The sequence below is a fragment of the Paraburkholderia steynii genome (assembly GCF_900100565.1).
GTDB lineage: Bacteria > Pseudomonadota > Gammaproteobacteria > Burkholderiales > Burkholderiaceae > Paraburkholderia > Paraburkholderia terrae.
Genome location: NZ_FNDI01000027.1, coordinates 122,166 through 142,896 on the forward strand (window position 1 = coordinate 122,166; position 20,731 = coordinate 142,896).

Below are 20,731 nucleotides of genomic sequence, written 5' to 3' on the forward strand. Positions count from 1 at the left end.
GCATGAGATTGCCATGACCGTCACGCACCGCGTCACCCGCAAGGGCCTGATCCTCGCCGGAGGAACCGGTTCGCGCCTGCATCCACTGACACGTTCAGTCAGCAAGCAGTTGATGCCTGTCTACGACAAACCGATGATCTATTATCCGCTCTCGACGCTGATGCTCGCCGGGATAAGAGACATCCTCATCATCACGACGCAGCAGGACAGCGCAGCGTTTTCCACGCTCCTCGGCGACGGTTCCAGCTGGGGACTGAATCTCTCATACGCGGTCCAGCCGCAGCCGGATGGCCTCGCACAGGCATTCCTCATCGGCGAGAAGTTTCTCGGCGACAGTCCGTCCGCACTGATCCTCGGCGACAACATCTTCTACGGGACCGGCCTCACCGCTTTGCTCGAGCGTGCCTGCGCGAGACAGGAAGGCGCGAGCATCTTCGGCTACTACGTGAGCGATCCGCAGCGGTACGGCGTGGTCACGCTCGACGACAACGGCAACGCGACCAGCCTCGAAGAGAAGCCGCGCGAGCCTCGCAGCAATTACGCCGTGACGGGCCTCTATTTTTACGACTGCGATGTCGTGCGGATGGCGCGCGAGATCCGGCCATCGGCTCGCGGCGAACTCGAAATCACCGACCTGAACCGCGCGTATCTCGCCCAGGGCCGGCTCAGCGTCGAGCTGATGGGTCGCGGCTACACGTGGCTGGATACGGGCACGCACGAATCGCTGCTCGACGCCGCCAACTTCGTCCATCTGATGCAGGCGCGTCAGGGTCTGCAGATCGCGTGTCCGGAAGAGATCGCCTGGCGACGCGGATGGATTGGCGGCGAGGACGTCGAGCGCCTCGCATCGCCGCTTCTGAAGAATGGCTATGGCCAGTATCTCATCAACCTGCTACAGCAGGAGGTCACGCTTTGAACATCGTCGAAACGGATCTTCCCGGCGTGCTGATCCTCGAGCCGAGCGTATTCGGCGACGAGCGTGGCTTCTTCGTCGAAACCTTCCGCGAAACATGGCTTGCGACTGCTGGCGTGGACGTGACGTTCGTACAGGACAACCAGTCGCGCTCACGGGGCGGCGTGCTGCGCGGCCTCCACTTCCAGCGGCGCAATCCGCAAGGCAAGCTCGTGCGCGTTGCCCGTGGCGCTGTATTCGACGTCGCCGTCGATGTCCGCGAGAGTTCGCCCACCTATGGCCGCTGGGTCGGCGTGACGCTCGACGAAGTGCGTCACCGCATGCTGTGGATTCCTCCCGGCTTCGCACATGGCTTTTGCGTGCTGTCCGAGGAAGCAGACTTTGCCTACAAATGCACGACGTTCTACGACCCGCAATCCGATGCGGGCGTGCGTTGGAACGACGCGGACATCGGCATCGAATGGCCGCTGCCCGCCGACGCGACGACCCTGTCCGGCAAGGACCGCGCGCTTCCGCTCCTGAAGGAACTCGAGCCGCTGAAGCTGGCTCCGTCGCTCGAGGTCACGATATGAAGCGCGAGACGATATGCGGCGTGCGCGCTCCGACAGGAGGCGCACCATGACGATTCTCGTACTCGGCGCAGGCGGCCAGGTAGGCCGCGAACTTGTGCTGCGCGCGGGCGACCGCCAGGTCGTCGGGCTCGACCGGCACTCGCTCGACATCACGGATCGCGATGCGGTGGTGGAAGCGTTGCGTGAGCACGATGTGCGCATCGTCATCAACGCGGCCGCCTATACCGCTGTCGATCGTGCAGAGAGCGATGCCGAAGCAGCCTTCGCCGTCAATCGCGATGCGGTCGCAGTGCTGTCCAGTGCACTCGCTCGCACACGCACGCCGCTGCTTCATCTGTCCACGGACTACGTGTTCGATGGCTCGCATTCGGAAGCATACGCACCGGACGATCCCGGCACACCCGCCGGCACCTATGGCAAGAGCAAATGGGCAGGCGAAGAAGCGATCCGTGCGCGGTTGCGAGAACACGTGATTCTGCGCGTTTCGTGGGTATTCGGCGCACACGGCAACAATTTCGTGAAGACCATGCTGCGTCTCGCGCGCGAGCGGAGCGAACTCAGCATCGTCGACGACCAGTTCGGCGCGCCGACCCATGCCGGCGCGATCGCCGAGGTGCTGCTCACGCTCGCTGACCGGCACCTTCGCGCAGGCCGCAACACCTCGATTCCCTGGGGCACCTATCACTACACGGGCTCGCCCGTCACGACATGGCACGGACTCGCCAGCGCGACGCTCGCTTATGCCGCAGCGTGCGGAATGATCGACGAAATGCCCGTGTTGCGGCCCATTGCGACAGAAGAGTACCCGCTGCCCGCGCCCCGACCGAAAAACTCCGCACTCGACATGGGTACGACGCGAGCGCTGCTCGGCTTCGACGCACGCCCATGGAAAGACGGCCTTATCGAAGTACTTGACCATTGGGCTGCCCATTGATGCGCTACACGCCTACAACCGTGCTCGTGACCGGCGGCGCCGGCTTCATCGGATCCAACTTCGTGCATCACATGCTGCGCTCTGAGCCTGCCGTGCGCATCGTCAATCTCGATCTGCTGACGTATGCGGGCACACTCGACAACCTGTCCGACCTGCCCGCACCGGATCGGCACGTCTTCGTGCATGGCGACATCTGCGATTCATCGCTCGTCACGCAACTCTTCGACGAGCATCGGATCGACACCGTCGTGCACTTCGCCGCGCAAAGCCACGTCGACCGCTCGATTATGCATCCCGGCGAATTCGTGCGCACGAACGTCAACGGCACCTTCACGCTGCTCGAAGCCGCACGGGCCGCGTGGCTCAGCTCCAAAGAACGCGACCCGCTGGAGGTTGCGCGCACGCGGCGCTTTCATCACATCTCGACCGACGAAGTGTTCGGCTCACTGAGCCCGAACGATACGCCATTTGCCGAGACCACGCCCTATGCGCCCAATTCGCCGTACTCCGCCAGCAAGGCGGCCTCAGACCATCTGGTGCGCGCGTATTTCCATACCTACGGTTTGCCCGTCGTCACGACTAACTGCTCGAACAACTACGGGCCGCGCCAGCACGGCGAGAAATTCATTCCGACGGTGATCCGCAATTGCCTCGAAGGCAAGCGCATACCTGTGTATGGCGACGGTCAGAACATTCGCGACTGGCTCTACGTCGAAGATCACTGCCGTGCGATTCACCGTGTGCTCACGCACGGACAGCTCGGCGAGACATACAACATCGGCGGCTGCAACGAGTGGCGCAACAACGATGTCGTCGCTCTGATCTGCCGCCTGTTCGACGAGCGGATTCCAGGCCGCGCGCCGCACGAACGGCTGGTCGAGTTCGTCAATGACCGCGCGGGCCATGACCGGCGCTACGCAATCGACAACGCAAAGATCACCGATGCGCTTGACTGGGGTCCCGCCGAGGACTTCGAGAGCGGCCTTGCAAAGACGATCGACTGGCAACTGGGATGGAAACAATGAGGATACTCATCACGGGAGGCGCAGGCTTTATCGGCAGCGCACTCGCTAACGCACTTGTTGCACGGGGCGATACCGTTACCGTGCTCGACAATCTTTCGCCGCAGATTCACGGTTCGAACCCGGGCGAATCTCCGCTGTTCCGGAGCCTGCCTCGTCAGGTGCGTTTCATCCAGGGCGATGTACGCAACACGAACGATTGGGACCGCGCGCTCGACGGCCAGGATGCTGTCGTTCATCTCGCAGCCGAGACGGGGACGGGACAATCGATGTATCAGGTCGACCGCTATGTGGAGACCAACATCCGCGGCACGTCGGTGCTGCTTGATCATCTGGCGCGGCCCGAAAACACCGTTCAGCGGGTAGTCGTCGCGTCGTCGCGATCGATATATGGGGAAGGCAAGTATCTCGGCCCCAAAGGGTACGTCTACCCCACAACGCGCAGTGCGCACGATATGCGCAATGGCCGCTTCGAGTGCCTCGATCCTCACACGGGCGAATCGCTCACTGTCGTTGCCACCGACGAGACGTCCAAGACCCATCCGAGTTCCGTCTACGGCATCACGAAGCTCGTGCAGGAGCAACTGGTGCTCATGGTATGCGCCGGCATGGGCATCGGCGCCGCGGCGCTGCGCTTCCAGAACGTCTATGGACCTGGGCAGTCGCTGCGCAATCCGTACACAGGTATTCTGTCGATCTTCTCGACCCTGCTGCTTCAGGGAAAAGACGTCAACATCTTCGAAGACGGACAGGAAACACGCGACTTCGTTTACATCGATGACGCGGTCGAGTCCATCATGCTCGCGCTAGATGCCGCGCACATCCAGCAGGCCGCTTACAACGTCGGTTCCGGCGTCGCGACCAGCGTGCTCGAAGTCGCCGCGACGTTAAAGCAGATCTACGGCGCCGCCGGCGAATTGAACATCACAGGGGATTTCCGGCTGGGCGATATTCGCCACAACTTCGCCGACGTGACGAAGATTCGCGACGAACTCGCCTTCCAGGCAAGCGTTTCGTTTCGCGAGGGTGCAGAGCGCTTCGGCGAATGGGTGCGATCGCAGACGATCGAAGACGCGGGCTACGAACGCTCCGTCTCCGAAATGCGCGCACGCGGTTTGATGAATTAGTCCCGTAACCTGAAAAGCGAGTCGAGCCGTGAGGTCTACGAAAATCGGCATCGTGACGGTTCTGTTCAAGTCGGACAGCGTCATCGATGGCTTCATCAAAAGCATGAATGCGCAAACGTTCCGCGAGTTCCATATTCTGTTCGTCGAGAACGACGTCGCCAACTTCCATTGCGAGCACGAGATCCGCAAGGGACTGACCGTACCTTTTACTTTCGTTCGTAATCGGGACAACGCGGGGGTTGCGGCGGGGAATAACCAGGGCATCGATTTCTTTCTCCGCGACCCATCCTACACGCACATCCTGTTTCTGAACAACGACATCGAAGTCAATCCGGACTTCCTGCAACGGCAGGTCGACGTGCTTGCGAATCACCCGGAAGTGGATGCGCTCGCGCCAAAGATGTTCTATTACAAGCCGGCCGAAAAGGTCTGGTATGCGGGTGGCAAGCTCAGCTATCTCAAGGGAGGCTGCCGGCATTTTGGACATAACAAACGGGACCGGCTGACACGCGACGCGCTTTATCGCGTGGATTACGCGCCAACCTGCTCGCTGATCGTCAAGAGCTGGCCGCTGCGAGATTCAGGCATCAGGATGTGGGAAGAACTATTCGTCTACTACGACGACACTGTTTTTTGCCATGAGCTGACTCAGGCCGGCATCCGGATTTACTTCACGCCGCGAATTCATCTCTGGCACAAGATCAGTTCGTCGACGGGCGGTGCGAAGTCGGAGTTCTCCCGCTACTTCATGACACGGAACTGGCTCTACTGGGGCATCCGTCGCCGTAACCTGGCGGTGCTCACGTCGGCGCTCGCATTGGGTGGATTCCATTTTCTCGTGCGCAACAAGGTCGAAATGCGCGCGATGCGCGACGCGCTGCAGATGACCCGGTCGTTGCCGCAGACTTAAACGCAGGGCGCGGGCGGCGTTCGCGCAGTCAACTGAAGAACTGGGGGAGAAATGGCGTATCGATATCACATGCGTGGAAGCAGCGTGATCAGGAAACTGACACTCGTGAAAAGCGAGTGGGAATATGAACGCATTCTCGAATCGATGCGGCAGGTGCAACGGCCGGTCGTGGTGTCGTTCCTGAATGCGCACGCTTTCAATCTGGCGTGGCAGGAGACCAATTATCGCAGGAGTCTGGTGGAGTCTGACGTGCTACTTCGCGATGGCGTGGGGGTTTCGATCCTCTTGTCGCTGCTCGGCGTCCATCCCGGCATCAACATGAACGGGACCGACCTGATTCCGAAGATGTTGGAACAGTCGTCGGGCCGCGTTGCGTTGCTGGGTACTCGAGATCCCTATCTATCGATTGCCGCTGACAAGCTCGCTTCTTCCGGCGTATCGATCGCACTCAAGCTCGACGGATTTCAGCCCGACCATTGTTACGTGAACGCCGTTCTTTCGGGCAAACCGGATGTCGTGATTCTTGCGATGGGGATGCCCAAGCAGGAGCGCATCGCGCTTGCACTGAAAGACACCGTGAACTGGCCGTGTTTGATCGTCAATGGCGGAGCAATTCTCGATTTCATCTCGGGCCGCGTCACCCGCGCACCCAATGTCGTTCAGTCGCTTCGTCTCGAATGGCTGTTCCGCCTGGCACAAGAACCGAGGCGGCTGTTTCGCCGCTATGTCATGGGCAACTCGGTTTTCCTGTTTCGCGCGCTAAGAATATCGCGTTCGTTCAGGCGCGTGCGGCGGGAACAACAAGCGCTCATTTGACATATCGATGACCGACGCGGCACGCCAGGCAAACATAATCGCATCCGGCAAAGACCAATGAGAAAGATCGTCACGCTTGTTTACTATCACTCAATGGCGCGCTTCTTCTGCGCGATTGAAGACGCGTGGAAGCAGTTCGAACCTGATGCACAGTTTTTGCATCTCGCCGTGTTTCCCGGCGCGTGGGCCTATTTCAAGCTGCACGGCCGGGAGGTCGTCGCGCTTTCCTGGCGCGCCCATGCCAGCTTGCGTGCGGATACCGAACTATCGAACGAAGAGCTGCAAGCGTTGATCCGCTTCCACGCGTTCGACCCGAACCTTGCAGACCGGCAGGAAAAGAAGCTCCAACGCCAGGGCCGCAAGATGATGGCGCTTTGCGAATCACTCGTCACGCAGTTCGATCCGGACGTCGCGATCGTGAGCGGCGATACGCGCTTGCCCGCCGAATCGCTGATGCGCGCATTGAAGCGTACGAAAGCCGCGACGTGGTACTTCGAACAGGGACCGTATCGCACGACTGTTCTCGATCGACAAGGTGTCAATGCGAACTGTTCGTTTCGGCACGAACTCGCTTGCCTGCAAGCATCGGGAACGCCGTTCAACCCGGTCACCAATGCGACGCGATGGACTAACAAGCTGTACACCTTGCTCGACCGTCTCGCTCTCGCCCAGGGGGCTATCACCGGTTTGGTGCCCCCTGATCTGTTGCCATACCGGCTTCGCAAGTGTTCGCGCGCGCACTATGCGGCTCTCGGTTCGAGAACGCCCGATAACATGGACGCTCGCAAAACGGTCCTCGTGGCCATGCAGGTGCCCGAAGACGCGAACAATATCTATCACAACCCACTACGTCTCGACGACGTGGGGTTGCTGCAAATTGTTCTTGCAAGCGCCGATCCATCGTGGATGATCGTCGTCCGCGAGCATCCGCTGTACCGCCGCAAGTACTCGCCCGCTTTCTACAACCTTGTTGAGGCATCCGGCAACGTGATCTTGAGCACTGCGCCGCTTTCGCAGGACCTCGAACGGTGTCGCACCACGGTTACCGTTAATTCGATGACGGGGCTCGATGCGTTTGCGAGAGAACATCGCGTCATCGTGCTCGGAGAATCGTTTTACGATCATATTCCGGGCATCCTGACCGCCAGGTCTCAAGTCGAATTGCATGCGTTGCTCGTCGCACAGAATGAGACGAGCCACCCAAAGAAGTCGGAACTGCTCGGGCCGCTCATTGAGAAGTATTTCGTCAAGGGGCACTTTACGGACATCGACCTGTCGTTCACGCGGTCGATTGTGCAGCGGGTTCTTGCTTCACTGCCGGCGGCGGCATGACGTTGGCGCGCATCGCACACATCGCCGTCTCCGTCCAGCGCAATCCCACGGTCCGGCGCATAGCGTCGAGCTTCGCGTCGCGGGTTCTTGGCGCCGTCGCGAATCTTGCATTTGTGGTCTATCTCGGCAGATATCTCGGGGCCGCACAGACCGGCCTTTACATGATCGGCCTGGGCGCGGCCACGCTGCTTTCGACGATTGGACGTCTCGGTTTGGAACAGATCGTCATTCGCGAGGGGGGGCCACTCGTGCGCGACGGCCAATGGCGCGCGCTTCGTAGTATCTACCGTCGCACGCAGAGGATGTCCCTGTGTGCCAGCATCGCGATTGCCGCTCTGCTGCTGCTGGTCAACGACCCTCTTGCGCATGACGTTTTCCACCAGGAATCCCTTCGCGATGTCATGCCGTGGTTTGCAGCCTCGATCATTCCACTCGCTTTTGCGCTGCTGCATGTGCCCTTCCTGCAGATCATTCATCGTCCGGAAGCCAGTATCGCCATACTCAGCCTGTGGATTCCCCTCATTTCCTTGCCACTGATGCTTCTGGTCCATCCTCAAACGGGAGTTCAAGGCGCACAGATCTATCTTGCAGCCAGTGTGTTCAATGCGGCGCTTGCCTACGCGCAATGGCGCCGCTTCATCGCTCACAAGACCCGGGACATCGCAGAACGCGCTGTTCCACATCCACCTTTGCTGAGCGCTGCTGCGCCGCTCCTGATCGGCAACGTCGGTCAGATGGCCTTGCTCTGGGTCGCAGTCTTTGCGGTAGGCATGTCGGCTTCGCCGGGTGCAGTCGGTGCGTACTCGATTGCGCAACGGGTCGCACTGACGTTGTCCGGCTTTCTCGTGCCGCCAATCGACGCCCTCGTAGGCCCGCGTATCGCAGTTATGCGAGGCGTCAAGACGCGCGATGAAATAGAGGAGATGGTTCAGCGCATCTCGTCGCTCCTGTTCGTCGTTGCTGCTGGCGCATTCATTCTGATCCTGTTGTTCGGCCCCGAGATCCTGAAGCTCTTCGGTGGTGAATTTGGGGAAGGCTATGGTGCGCTGGTGTTTCTGACGTTCGGTCAACTGGTGATAGTTGCGAGCGGCTCGGTCAGGCCCCTGCTCGTCGTACATGGCCGGGAAAAGACCATCCGCAACGCGATGTCCGGGGCGGCCGCGTGCTGCATCGTCCTGTGTGCGGTCCTCCTTCCCCTCATCGGACCTGTTGGTGCGGCGATCGCCACGTCGCTTTCGCTCGCGGGCGAGAAGATCGTGGAAGGCGTCGCTGCACGCCGCAGACTCGGCATATCGGTCTTTCCCTCGGTCGGATTCTATGCGCTGCATCTCAAGAACTGGCTCGCCCGCAACGATGGACAACGATCATGAGGCCGACCATGGATCTCGGCCTCTGGTTCAAGATTCGCAATCGCATCCGCACCTGCCTGCAAGCGACGCTGTTTCCCCTATTCTTTGCCAACTTCGGGCGAGGCGCGCGAATCCTCCGTCCGTTAAGGATCAGCGGATCCCAGAACATGTCGATCGGTTCAGGCGTTTTCATCAACAACGGCGCCTGGCTCGAGACCATTCGATGCTTTAACCGTGAGCCGGCACTCGATATCCAGTCAGGCGTCTATGTCGGCAATCACTGTCACATCATTGCAACACAATCGATCGTCATCGAAGCTGACGTACTGATTGCTGATCGCGTATACATTGCCGACTATGCTCACGGCTATCAGGACACGCAAACGCCGATCAAGCATCAACCATTGACGCCACGCGCCCCCGTCCGCATTGGGGCGGGTGCCTGGATCGGTGAAAACGTCGCATTGATCGGTTGCAAGATTGGACGCAACAGTGTCGTAGGTGCCAACTCGGTTGTGACATCGGACATTCCGGATTGGTGCATAGCCGTGGGTTCCCCCGCGAGGATCATACGACGCTGGAGCCCGAACGCGAAGGACTGGGTGCGCGTAAGGGACTCATCGCCCGCTGTGCAGACTGATTGCTAACCCGCTCTAAAAGCAGCTACCAATGAAAATCCATTTTGGACGCCGCGGCGCCAATGCCTTGCTTTTGACTGCGATATTGCTGGCTAGCGGCGGCTGGATAGTCGTCGTGCGTGTCGGCAACGCACCTCTTATTGCCGCGATATCGATCATCCTTCTTTGCGGGTTTCTCGGTTCCACTCGATTTCCGCGCTCGATCAGCGGCATGTTTGTGCTTTTGCTGGGTTTCGTCTTTATTTCCAGCTACGCGCAGGATCTTTCAGTCGACGATAAGGAGTTTTTTGTCATTCTCAAAGCTCTGATCGCGATGATCGCCTGCATTCATTTCAAGCGCTCTCGCCTCGACTTCAGGGAACTGTTCGTCGATGTGATGTACTACACCGCTCTAATAACGCTGGTCCTCTATCCGCTTGCGTACGTTGCACCCGGTATCGCGCGGCACATCGACGGTGAATACAGCACGGTGTTCGGCCTGCTCTACGTTCGCGCGACGGATCTCGAACGCTTCACGCACTATCGGAATCAGGGCTTCTTCTGGGAGGCTGGCGTGTATGGCGTCATGCTGACGCTCGCTTATATTTACAACGCGTTGATGTTTCGTAGGCGGCGCGGAATTGTGTTCCTGCTCGCTGCAATAACGACGCAATCGATGGGTGCCCTCTCTATTCTTCTACCACTGGCGGGCTATCTCTACATCTATTCGCGGCAGCCGAAAGTCGCGAAACTCCTTTCCACCATCGTTGTCGTGTTCGTGGTTGCTGCCATTTCTCTTCCCAGCTTTATCGGGGACGCATTCACCGTGCTGTTCGGACGCAATGTCAACGACGACGCGAGCATCCTCGTGCGCATCAACGATCTGACATTGGGTTTACGCGCCGCGTCGGACAGCCTGTGGCTCGGCAGGCCGAGTGGAGACATGGACGCGTACAACGCGCTCGCTCTCGACGAATTCGGATATGTGAAGATAGAGGACAGCGGGATCTCGAATTCGCTGACATGGCTGGTGTACAAATACGGCATACCCGTTGCGTTAATTTACTGCGCCGTTTTGTGGCAGCGTGTCAGGCGCGACTTTGGAAGTGTAGCGCCGATCGTCTTCGGCGCATGGTGTGGATTGCTAATGATAGAGCCACTCGGTGTGTCCATCTTTATGTTCATGCTGCTGGCGTACAGGGATCGTCCCACGCCGATCGACGTCTCATTCACGAACGAACCGATTGTCGTCGAACGTGAAGCCGACATGTCTTTGGCATCGTCCTCCGTGTAAGAAGTTGTGTATGGATATCTCAGGAATATTGTCGCCGACAGACAAGACATTTTCGCAAGGCGACATGAAAGCGCGGCCGAATGAAGAAGTACGTAATATCGATTCTGGTCACTCGCGGGAGGCCCTCTGAACTAGCTCGTCGAGTATTTGGTGCCCGCCGTGCTCCCCTCGGGCCGGCGGGTTTTTTTCGTACGACGTATCTCAAACGAAACTGCCGTTTGTCAGTAATCGGAATTGTTCTTGCCAATACCGCGGGCATTTGTGATTAGCCTGATTGTGGCCAACGAGCGGATGGTTCACCAATCATGTGCTCACATCTCGTGGTGTCTAGAAGGTCATCCGTCAACGGAGCTTGACTCATATGTTGAAAGTAACAAAGGCCGTATTTCCGGTTGCCGGTCTCGGCACCCGATTCCTGCCTGCGACCAAGGCAAGCCCCAAAGAGATGCTGCCCATCGTAGACAAGCCCTTGATCCAGTACGCTGTCGAAGAGGCCATCGATTCAGGCATTACGGAAATGATTTTTGTCACTGGCCGGAGCAAGCGGGCTATCGAAGATCACTTTGACAAGTCGTACGAGATAGAAGCCGAACTCGAGGCACGCGGTAAGGAGAAGCTGCTCTCGCTTGTTAGAAGTATCAAGCCCCGTCACATAGATTGCTTTTACGTCCGACAGGCGGAGGCGCTCGGCCTCGGCCACGCCGTGTTATGTGCGGAGAAGCTAGTTGGCGATAGTCCCTTCGTGGTGATGTTAGCCGACGATCTCCTGCACGGCGAACCACCTGTTTTGCGACAGATGATTCGCGTATTCGACCACTACCACACCTCGGTAATTGGAGTCGAAGAGATCGATCGCGAGATGTCTGGTTCGTACGGCGTAATTGACGGAAAACAATGGGAAGACAATATTTTTAAATTGTCCGGAATTGTGGAAAAGCCCATTCCTGCCGTTGCTCCGTCGAACTATGGTGTGGTTGGTCGCTATATTCTGAAACCAAGAATCTTCGATCATTTGCACGCATTGAAGCCAGGCACAGGCGGAGAACTCCAGCTCACAGACGCATTGCAGAGTTTGCTTAATGATGAGCAGGTTCTAGCGTATAAGTACGACGGAAAGCGCTTTGATTGTGGTAGCAAGCTAGGATACTTGAAAGCAACAGTGGAATTCGCGTTACGTCACCCCGAGGTTGCGGGAGAGTTCGACCAGTATTTAAGGTCCCGAGTCAGTACGCTAGGAAATTCATTCACAGATCGCATTGATTCTTAAGATTAAGGTTTGTTTCGATGCCTAAATTCAATTGATTATTTCCGACAAAACCTTGGCGGTGAATGTCGACTAGATCTGGTGACACCTTTAGTTACGTTAGACTCATAGATGGTCGTAGAAGGACCTTCTCTCATTGGCATGTCTCTGTCCTTCGAGGCACTGACCTGCGTGACCCCCCGTCCATCGCAGGTTTGACTTCGGCCCTTCATGACACGTCATGAAGGGCCTTTTTTTTGCATGTGCTCGATCGATGAAAACGCCTGATACCGATCTGTAGGCCAACGGATTGCGACCACTGCGTCACACTCGAAGGAACGAGGCAATCGGTTTGAATTCTCGTTCGCTCTTTACAATGACGACATATCCAGATACCTAAGCGGGGCCTCTGATTGGAAACCTCACTGTGGAATACAATAAGCAATGTCGGTGATGCCGCGTTGACCTTACCTCTCGCGATGGCGTGCGCGGTCTGGCTTCGGCTCTCCGATCCTAAGTTGGCCCGTAGGTGGGCGTTCCTTCTCAGCATCGGAGCGGCGCTAGTGGGAGCAACGAAGATTCTATATGCGGGCTGTGGCATCAGCATCTCTGCCATCGGTTTCCGGGTTATTAGCGGACACACGATGCTTGCCACCTCAGTCTGGACGGTCGTTCTTGCTCTTCTATTCCAGGCCGCGGGCGCGTGTATATGGAAGGCGTCTGGAGTTGGACTTGTCATCGGCGCGCTAACGGCGATGGCGCGAGTACTCGATCACGCCCATGCGGTGTCGGAAGTCCTCGCCGGCTGGACCGTGGGAGCAACGGTGGGGATACTTTTCATTGGAACACTCGGACGGGGCCGGACAAAACTATTTCGACCACTCGCCGCTGCTGGGATCTTGTTTCTGATTACGTCTTTGGCGTATGGACATCATGCACCGATTCAACGGCTGATTGATGAACACTCGCACTATTTGTGTGCCCGCACAGCATGAAATCAAATACATCCGCTTCGGCGGTGTACAACACGGCTCTTCCCCGATCAATCGCCGAAGCTCTCGTTCCGTGACAGATAACGACAAGGTTTTTTCCCACATCGGAATTTCGTCTATGTGATCGTCCATCCAGTCGGAAACCGACGAGACCAACATCGCTGTGGAGGTTGTTCGCATGACGAAATTCAAACTGGATGCCGCTAGCGGGAAAGAGCCGATTGGCCTCGAACCGCTGAAATCGCCCCATGGTGGCCCGATCATCGCTAGCGAACACGACACCGACTACCTCTGCTTCCACTGCGATTTTGTATTGCTCAAGAGCGTCAGAAAGGGGGCGATGCGCGGCCTTCTACTCAAATGTCCGCGGTGTAACCACCTAAGTATAAGTAGGTAGACGGTGCGGCTCGCCGTCGACGTCTAGCGTTCCCATCGACGAGAATGGGATGTTCGTTAAGGGGGTAATGGTTCATGCAAACCAACCGCTTGGCCGGAACTTCCGTACTTGGCTTCTCGTCAGTTGCCGTCGTCCACAATGATCGACACAAATGAGTTTGGCAGGTGTCTTTGGTCAATCCGTCTACCTGACTCGTTGAATGATTGTCGGTAGCAATAGATCGAATGGTATGGCTACGCGTGCACGCCAGTCTCATCGCTCACGTAACGGACCGGCAGAGTCGTGACGAATATCGTCCGCACTTTGTCGCTTGCTGACATGCGTGATTGCCTAAACTCCGTGCCAGGCACCTCGTGGCTTAAGAAATCGGACGGCATTTACCGTGGATATATGAGCACCGCTTTAGCAATCGTTTCGAAGCTTTGCTTCGCGTGGGTCATCAGCTATCTGGTTTTCAGTTTTCGTACCGCCAGATGGGTGAGCGCGCGACATGGGGGCAGATATTTTCATCTCGAGTTCCAACCGCATCGGGCACGGGGACGAACGGAGACGAAGAAGGCAGCACTGCTCAAGCGGATGCTCTGGAGCGCTATCCTTGCGATACTGCTGGGACTCGGAGCAATGGTCGCATCGGCACTACTGCCGTAGGCCGTTGACTTGTCGAAACGGCGCTGTCAACTCGGCTAAGAGGCAATGTGTCTAGCCTTTACGAGCCGACATCGATTCTTTGGCAGCCGCCGCTGACGAAAAATCGATTTATCCTAACGCACTCCCGCCTCGCCTCGCACGTTGCATTGAGGTCACCCCTTCCCTACCGGCGTGGTTTCGGTGGTGGAGTGCCATCCTGACTGGCGCGATTCCCCAGCGCCCGCCGGTAGTGGTCGTTATCCAGCACAAGGAGATCAATCCGTTCGCGCAGCTGCCGGTTTTGCGTGCGCAGCGCGTCGGCTTCGGCTGAAGCCTGCAGCCGCGCGGCATCGTTCTGCGCCTTGAGGAATTTTTCGGTGCGGGCCAGCTGGCCGGCCGCGCGGGCGAGTAACTCCACATCCCGGCCCGACGCCGCGATGGTCTCGCGCAGATCCGCGAGCATCGCATTGACGTGCTCGCCGGCGAGATCACGCGCGGCCTGCGCGGCACCAAGCTCCCTGTGCAGTTCGCGCATTTCCTTCTCGAGTTGACGGAGGCGCGCGTGCGCGTCTTCGAGTGCCGCCGTCGCCAACTGTAGCTGGCGCGCCTCTGCGCGGCCATCCTCAGGAGGTGATGCCTGCTGGGCGGGCAGCGCATGAACCGGGGCGATACCTTCACGAAGCAGTTCGCGCACCAGCGGTGCGAGCGCGCCGCGTAGCGCCTCGGCGTCGACAGCTACGGGATGTGCATCGCCCTTCCCTACGCGGTCCGGTACCGGGGCCAGCGGTACCCCGACGGCACCGGGAATCAACGCGCCGTGCGCTGAGACCGGCACCCGCGCTCTCACTTCGGCTGCCGCCTCGACCGCGCCGCGCTCAAGCGCCTGCGCCCGCAGCACGGCCGCCTGGATGGTTGGGGTGCTCGGCCGCCGGGCAACTCCCGTCTGCGGCGCGACATCGCGCAGGAGGCGTCCGTAGGTCATCGCGCCATAGACGCGGCCCGTGATCGCGCGCACCGCCGCGACCAGCCCGTCCAGAAAACGCACGTTGTCCAGAGGGAAATCCCGATCAAGCGCGACGAGCGCGCCCATGATCGCGCGTAGCTGCGCGTCGTTCCATTCGATGCGAGGGCGTCCCATGTGCGCGTTCAGAACAGCGACGTCTGGCGCGGATCGCGCGCGGGCGCCCGCGACGCGGCGGCCACCTTGCGCTGGCGCGCGGTCGCGCGGCGCGTCGCGGCGCGCCGCAGATGCGCGACCAGCGACACGATCTGCGTGCCGACCGTGAGCGTGAGCGCGAAGAGTCCAATTTCGCCGGGCGCGCTCGGGCGGCAGGCACGCATTGACGGGCGTAGCGCCAGGCGCCGCGCGCGGGCCACGAGTTGCCCCCGGCTCATTCCGGGCCAGCAGTCGGCGACGAACTGCCGGACGATCGCGGGTAGCGACTCGGGGGCGGTGTCGCCGGGCAGCGCCAGCGCAACGAGTTCGAATGCATTGGCCATCGTGAATCGGACTTCCCTTCTGTGACGCCGTGTTGGGCTCGGGCGGGACGGATTGAAGCAAACCACGCGGCGTACAGCCTAGGCTCCGTCGCCCGGTTTGCCTAGATTGTGCCATATCTGGAGGTATAAATACCTGAGTATCTATACCTTATAAACCATCTATTTCAACAACTTTCATTCTTAAATCGGTGCATCGCAGCCTTTCCCGATCCGGTGCATTCCGAGCAGGATTGGGGCAGACAGGTTTGCTACTTAAGACGCACCCAATCCGCAGGTTGCAATCGGCAAAAGGTGAGCTAGAATCAGGTGCATTGTTCACCATCGGATCGCTCACCATGCAAATGGAAAGCTGGGTCGGAGCAATCGAGCGCGAATGGCATCAGTTGCGCCGCGCCGACCCTACATTGGATGTCGAAAAGTTCTCCCGCCACGTCATTGCGGCAAACAAGACTGGATTCCTGTCACCGGAGTCCCTCGCCGCAATCGCAAACGCCCTTCTCACCAGCACGTTAAGCCATGCGCCCTATCTGGGCCGCTGGTTACTGGAGCGCATTGGCGCGAACCGCCATCCGGCCTGGCGAACGGCAATGGCCATATCACTCGTCACACCAACAGGAGGAGACGCGGACTTTGAGAAAGGTAACGCGATTCTTGAAGACGTGATGAAGGATGAAACCGCAGAGGATCGTCTGCGTGGCTTCGCTGCCGCCGCACTCGCCGACAGCGCACGGCTTGGGCGGGGCATGCAGGCGGATGTGAGCCGTGCGCGCTCGCTCTACGAGCAGGCCATTGAGCTGGGACACAAAGCCTCAGCACACAATCTCGGACTTTTCTGGGAGGGCGTGTGGGGTGCAGAAGACAGGAGCGTTGCCCCGGACCGCACAAAGGCGATCCAGAGCTATCGACGCGGCGGAGATGACAAACGTTGCCAACGCCGTCTGGAAGCGTTGCGTTGAGGCACTACCGACTGCGAGTCGGGCGGGTGGAAGGTTCTGAGAGGCACCCGACGGACTTCTCTCATCAATGGACAAAGGCAAGGTGACGGAGAAGAGACTCTCCGTCCTCCGTCCTCCGTGTTGCGGGGGCGTACTGCCCCGCCCGCAAGTCACTCCAGTGCGACAAGCTGCTGTTCAAGCAGCGTACCAAGTTCTCCCCGATCGGCAATGTGATCGGCGGAATCACTGACCAGCATCAATGTTGCAAATTCGTGGGCGCTCAGCACGGGATGCTCCTGATGCAAAGAGAGAAACGCTGATCGTCAGGTCTTCCGGTGACCGGGGCGTTCGGTCACAACCCACAACGGTGGATTTAATACCGGGGGGAAAAGCTTAACGTCGAAAAGTAACAGCATGAGGACGGCCGTTTTTGCGCTGGACGCCCGGCGCAGACGCATAGGTAGCGACTGACGCATCCGATGACACCCTCGCCTCCTCTATAATCAGGATATTCAGAATATCAATATCGCATGGAGCCCTACTTTATGAGTCAAGCCCGCGGGCGATATGCGGGATCCCGGGACAACGGCCAAAGCCGTCCTCGCCACGAAAAAAAATCTCCGCCCAACCGGCAGGGACAACCGTATGTGAAGGCGCCTCCCCGCGACTCCGCCCAGACTGCCTCCATTTTCAAAACACGATCTTTTCAGTTTCTGGTCGATGCGGTAGGCGCAGAGAATATCGCGATAGCACTTGAATCGAACATGACGCGCGTGGGCGAACTGATGAAGGGCGAGAGGTTCACGCCCGAGACCGCCTTTCACATGGAAACCACGCTTGGCTTGCCGCATGGCTTTTTTGACCAGCCCAATCCTGCGCTCGCGGCCGAGATCATTGCACGCCTGAAGTCACCGCTCGACTTCGTTCAAACGGACGACGGACCCGACGTAGAGGCGGAAGCACTTAAGCCGGCTTCTGCCCTGAACGTCGATCAGCAACCATTTCCTAAAGATAGTTTGTCCCAGGAAGCGCAAATGCCAAAGAAAGTAGCGGGCGGGTCGCCCAGAGCCGTCAAGAACAGTCGAAGCGGAACGGCCGAACAGCCTAAACCTCATGTACCGCTCAAAGCTTCGCCTTCGAAAGACAAGGCGTCTCCTAAAACGCCCCAACAGCAACCGCTGGCATTGAGCGACAGCGCCGAGGTAGAAAACATCCGACGCGCTAACCTCCACGTTCTCACGAGTCGCAATGGATCGAAAGTAAGACTTGGCGTGGTCATGGAGATGAGTGGATTCAACATAGCCGATCGGCTACATGGCAAGAAGCGCATGGACAGTATCGAAGCAAACCGGTTCACGGAGCGACTGGGTTTGCCACCTGGCTGGCTGGACACGCCGCGCTCCGACGCGGAGATTCCAGAGTCGGTGTCGCGTATGCTTACGCCTGCTTCGCGCGGTCGCGTATCCGCCCAACAACACGAGCCGCTTGCGATCGCAACAGACGATGGCGCGCCAGTGAAGAAGCTCGCCAAAGCGAAGGCGAACATGACGCGTTCACGTGCGGGCGACCTGGGCGAATCGGAAAGCCCCCCGCCTGTTTCGGCGGATGCCGCAGGAGAACAAGAGACGATCGACATCGGCCCTCAAGTTCATGTGAATGATTTCGCCGACAACCTTGCCGGCCGTCCACTGGAAGAAAGTAACGGCGAGGCACCGGCAGCCACACCGACAGCCCTTGAGTCGCTCCCCGCCCCCGTACCGCAGCGAAACCCGGTAGCACTCCCCTTCGCTTCCGTGACCAGCCTGGACAATCTTCACGGTATCGAACCGGTAGCGGAAGCATTGATCAAGACGCTGGCAGGTAAAGCACGCACGGGTCGGTTGAACGAATTGAAGGCGCTGGAACTTTTGCAGCAGGCGGTCCTGCTGTGAGTCGGTGGTAGCGTGCCAGACCCCCTCGGGCGACGACACATCAAGCGCACCGAGGTGGCTTGGACCCGGTGCGCGAATAATCGCCGCGTTTCGGGTCGACAGTCGACGACGGGATCACGTTGCCGACCGATTCCGCCGCGTGCCTCGGGCACCACCACTTCCACTGTTTATCTGACATTGTCTTTTCCGCCCGCGACGGGTTTTATGTCAAATTATTGGCGACTTATGTGAAATGATCGCGAGTTCGTATTTCCAGGCCGCTCCATCTTGACTCGGATGAAGCGAACTGAATATTACGTCAGGCGGAAGATCGTCGCTATTCTCTCAGAACGTTACGAAAACTGGCGTGACGCAGAATGCAACCTAAAAGACAGGTTGAGGATCGTTCTCGATGTTTTTCCGTTGCCGACTTTTAGCCCGGCGGCATCGTTTGTCGAGATGACGCAGATAGTCTACGAGTTCTAAATGCTGATCGTCAACGATCGACCCGGACAACAAAACGGAAGCTCTTCGTTCTTACGGAGCCCTCCGATCGTGATATTGGCAGAACCAATGACCCGGTGAAAGCGTTGTCCTGTCTCCACGTAACAGATCTTGGCATGAAGGTAGAACTGCCGCTCAACGATGATGTGTTCGATCCCCAGCTTTTGCAAAGCCAATATCGCGCCCTCCTCAGTCTCGTCTTCTGTTTTTCTTGGTGGCTTGTTGGAGTAGACAGTCACGTTCACATTTCGTGCAACTGCTGCCTCGAGTTCTGGTAGAAGCAATTGGACACCGGCGGTCTTGAGCCACCCCGAACAAATGACGATTCGATTGGCTTCGCCAAGCAACGTGCGAAGTACCTCAAGATGATTGCGCTTTCTCGTGTGGTGAAGATTGGAAATTAAAGTGACCATCTGGTAAATGAGTAATTTGGGCAACTATACCGGTAGCGCGCCGCGAGGTGCACGATGACTTGCGCGTCTCGACCAACGTGTTAGGTCTCATACAACCTACTCCGGACCCATTTCTCCACGAATTTGCCATCCTTAGCGTCCAAGCGGTACTTGTCACTGTGGACCCAGTCAATGGCTCCGCCAGTAAAAGAACTGGTCGTCACAATGATGCCTTTAGTGGCACGATCCCTCTCAACAACGGCTGAGAGTTCTCGCAAGTGATTCAGGGTAACCTTTTTACCGGGGCCGTACTTTTTTGCTTGCCAAATCGCCCTGAGCGTTCCGAGGACATCGTCATGTTTCTCGGACAAGACGTCAATCCCCCCGTCCTTTGTACCGCGCATAACGGTGACAGTCCAGCCCTGTGACTCCAGAATTTCGCCAATGAGCTTCTCGAACTCGCGCCATCCCATCTCCGAAAGAAGTCGGCCCTGGCGCAACAGCTTTTCAGCCAGCAATAGGTGATTGGGAGCATGCGAGAAAAGCGATAGATCAAGAGCCGTTTGGGAAGTCCAGATCCGTCGCTCCGGCTCCGGCACGTCATATTGGGCCAGTACGTGGTAGGAGACGAGATCAGCCGCTTCCCACTCCTTCGTGCTTGCCCAAGCTGCAACGTTCTCGCGGAATTCAGCAAGCCACTCTTCCGTTGCATGGGCTGTGCTCAAACTGAACCCCAGCAACCCGGGATTCGTCAACTGGGATACCGTCTCTAAATCCAGTATCGGGTTCGACAGAAGGAAATCATCAATCTCATCGTCGTTAGGATCGCCAGACGGCCTGACATAGGTCTCATTCGAATACTCTCGAGACCCACGGTGCATTTCTATGGATCCCGCAATGAGCTCACCCACCAAGTCACGCAGCCCTTGAGCAGTAACGGTCGGCATCGTGAGGCCTAGCGTAATGTATCCCGCAGAACCTGCGGGGCAAGCTGGACGATGCGGGATATCTCTGACACTGACTCCTCCTAGAAGTGTAAGCGCGCGATTTAGCACACCGAGGTTGGAAACGTGCGCGAAGGTAGATGTGTCGGGCAGGTCAAGCTCGAGGAGCGACGGTGAGCCTTGCGAAGTTGAACGGCAAGAGATCTGTCACTTCGGCGTCCGATGCACGCTTCGGTAATTCGGTCAGTACGTGCACGAGATAGGCGTAGGGTTCGACGTTGCAGGCCCTGCAGGTCAGCATAAGGCTGTAGATCATGGCGCTCGCCTTCGCACCGGCAACCGTGTCACTGAACAGCCACGAAGCCCTGCCTGTACAGAATGGGCGGATGTCGCGTTCGATG

20 protein-coding genes are annotated in these 20,731 nt (G+C 58.3%); 15 read left to right on the plus strand and 5 right to left on the minus strand.

What is annotated here, in order from left to right; genetic code table 11:
• Positions 1-13 precede the first annotated feature (13 nt).
• The 13 genes from rfbA (at position 14) to BLT65_RS48135 (ending at position 13,124) form a co-directional block, all read left to right on the plus strand.
• Positions 14-916 carry a glucose-1-phosphate thymidylyltransferase RfbA gene (gene rfbA / locus BLT65_RS35770; RefSeq protein ID WP_091787163.1) on the plus strand — a complete coding sequence of 301 codons (903 nt, stop codon included), beginning with the start codon at positions 14-16 and terminating at the stop codon, positions 914-916.
• Positions 913-1,485, plus strand: a complete 573-nt coding sequence (gene rfbC / locus BLT65_RS35775; protein ID WP_208545857.1) for a dTDP-4-dehydrorhamnose 3,5-epimerase — start codon at positions 913-915, stop codon at positions 1,483-1,485. The genes rfbA and rfbC overlap by 4 nt, the downstream gene beginning before the upstream one ends.
• Positions 1,486-1,531: 46 nt before the next feature.
• Positions 1,532-2,419: a dTDP-4-dehydrorhamnose reductase gene (gene rfbD / locus BLT65_RS35780; RefSeq protein WP_091787169.1), complete on the plus strand. Its 888-nt coding sequence runs from the start codon at positions 1,532-1,534 to the stop codon at positions 2,417-2,419.
• Positions 2,419-3,444 (plus strand): dTDP-glucose 4,6-dehydratase, encoded by a 1,026-nt coding sequence (gene rfbB, locus BLT65_RS35785; RefSeq protein WP_091787172.1) that lies wholly within the window; start codon positions 2,419-2,421, stop codon positions 3,442-3,444. Before rfbD ends, rfbB begins: the two co-directional genes overlap by 1 nt.
• Complete coding sequence (locus BLT65_RS35790) at positions 3,441-4,568, plus strand: NAD-dependent epimerase/dehydratase family protein (protein ID WP_091787175.1); 1,128 nt, start codon at positions 3,441-3,443, stop codon at positions 4,566-4,568. Before rfbB ends, BLT65_RS35790 begins: the two co-directional genes overlap by 4 nt.
• 28 nt (positions 4,569-4,596) lie before the next feature.
• Positions 4,597-5,478 (plus strand): glycosyltransferase family 2 protein, encoded by an 882-nt coding sequence (locus BLT65_RS35795; RefSeq protein WP_091787178.1) that lies wholly within the window; start codon positions 4,597-4,599, stop codon positions 5,476-5,478.
• 144 nt (positions 5,479-5,622) lie between these two features.
• Positions 5,623-6,294 carry a WecB/TagA/CpsF family glycosyltransferase gene (locus BLT65_RS35800; protein WP_244186887.1) on the plus strand — a complete coding sequence of 224 codons (672 nt, stop codon included), beginning with the start codon at positions 5,623-5,625 and terminating at the stop codon, positions 6,292-6,294.
• A gap of 57 nt (positions 6,295-6,351) precedes the next feature.
• Positions 6,352-7,626, plus strand: a complete 1,275-nt coding sequence (locus tag BLT65_RS35805) for a capsular polysaccharide export protein, LipB/KpsS family (RefSeq protein WP_091787183.1) — start codon at positions 6,352-6,354, stop codon at positions 7,624-7,626.
• Positions 7,623-8,996, plus strand: coding sequence for an oligosaccharide flippase family protein (locus BLT65_RS35810; protein WP_091787185.1), 1,374 nt, complete (start codon positions 7,623-7,625; stop codon positions 8,994-8,996). Before BLT65_RS35805 ends, BLT65_RS35810 begins: the two co-directional genes overlap by 4 nt.
• A gap of 8 nt (positions 8,997-9,004) precedes the next feature.
• Complete coding sequence (locus BLT65_RS35815; protein ID WP_091787246.1) at positions 9,005-9,622, plus strand: acyltransferase; 618 nt, start codon at positions 9,005-9,007, stop codon at positions 9,620-9,622.
• 22 nt (positions 9,623-9,644) lie between these two features.
• Positions 9,645-10,886, plus strand: coding sequence for a hypothetical protein (locus BLT65_RS35820; protein WP_091787188.1), 1,242 nt, complete (start codon positions 9,645-9,647; stop codon positions 10,884-10,886).
• A gap of 361 nt (positions 10,887-11,247) precedes the next feature.
• Positions 11,248-12,153, plus strand: a complete 906-nt coding sequence (gene galU / locus BLT65_RS35825) for a UTP--glucose-1-phosphate uridylyltransferase GalU (protein WP_091787191.1) — start codon at positions 11,248-11,250, stop codon at positions 12,151-12,153.
• A gap of 401 nt (positions 12,154-12,554) precedes the next feature.
• Entirely contained in the window at positions 12,555-13,124 is a 570-nt protein-coding gene (locus tag BLT65_RS48135) for a phosphatase PAP2 family protein (RefSeq protein WP_091787249.1), read from the plus strand.
• 1,205 nt (positions 13,125-14,329) lie between these two features.
• On the opposite strand, the gene BLT65_RS35845 is transcribed toward BLT65_RS48135, so the two are convergent.
• Both BLT65_RS35845 and BLT65_RS35850 read right to left on the minus strand, forming a co-directional pair.
• Positions 14,330-15,283: a hypothetical protein gene (locus BLT65_RS35845; RefSeq protein ID WP_091787197.1), complete on the minus strand. Its 954-nt coding sequence runs from the start codon at positions 15,281-15,283 to the stop codon at positions 14,330-14,332.
• Positions 15,284-15,291: 8 nt separating this feature from the next.
• Entirely contained in the window at positions 15,292-15,645 is a 354-nt protein-coding gene (locus BLT65_RS35850) for a hypothetical protein (RefSeq protein WP_091787200.1), read from the minus strand.
• A 311-nt stretch (positions 15,646-15,956) separates the two neighbouring features.
• On the opposite strand from BLT65_RS35850, the gene BLT65_RS35855 reads away from it, so the two are divergent.
• Together BLT65_RS35855 and BLT65_RS35865 are read left to right on the plus strand one after the other, a co-directional pair.
• The gene (locus tag BLT65_RS35855; RefSeq protein WP_244186889.1) at positions 15,957-16,601 is read left to right on the plus strand and encodes an SEL1-like repeat protein; all 645 of its coding nucleotides are present in this window, start codon (positions 15,957-15,959) and stop codon (positions 16,599-16,601) included.
• Positions 16,602-17,125: 524 nt separating this feature from the next.
• Positions 17,126-18,511 carry a hypothetical protein gene (locus BLT65_RS35865; protein WP_091787258.1) on the plus strand — a complete coding sequence of 462 codons (1,386 nt, stop codon included), beginning with the start codon at positions 17,126-17,128 and terminating at the stop codon, positions 18,509-18,511.
• Positions 18,512-18,972: 461 nt separating this feature from the next.
• Here BLT65_RS35865 and BLT65_RS35875 read toward each other — a convergent pair whose 3' ends face one another.
• The 3 genes from BLT65_RS35875 to BLT65_RS35885 form a co-directional block, all read right to left on the minus strand.
• Positions 18,973-19,407, minus strand: a complete 435-nt coding sequence (locus tag BLT65_RS35875) for a phospholipase D-like domain-containing protein (protein WP_143036620.1) — start codon at positions 19,405-19,407, stop codon at positions 18,973-18,975.
• Between the two features lie 80 nt (positions 19,408-19,487).
• A complete protein-coding gene (locus tag BLT65_RS35880; protein ID WP_091787211.1) occupies positions 19,488-20,333 on the minus strand; it encodes a restriction endonuclease in 846 nt (281 codons plus the stop codon).
• A gap of 151 nt (positions 20,334-20,484) precedes the next feature.
• A partial coding sequence (locus tag BLT65_RS35885; protein WP_143036621.1) for a transposase domain-containing protein occupies positions 20,485-20,731 on the minus strand: 247 nt, incomplete at its 5' end.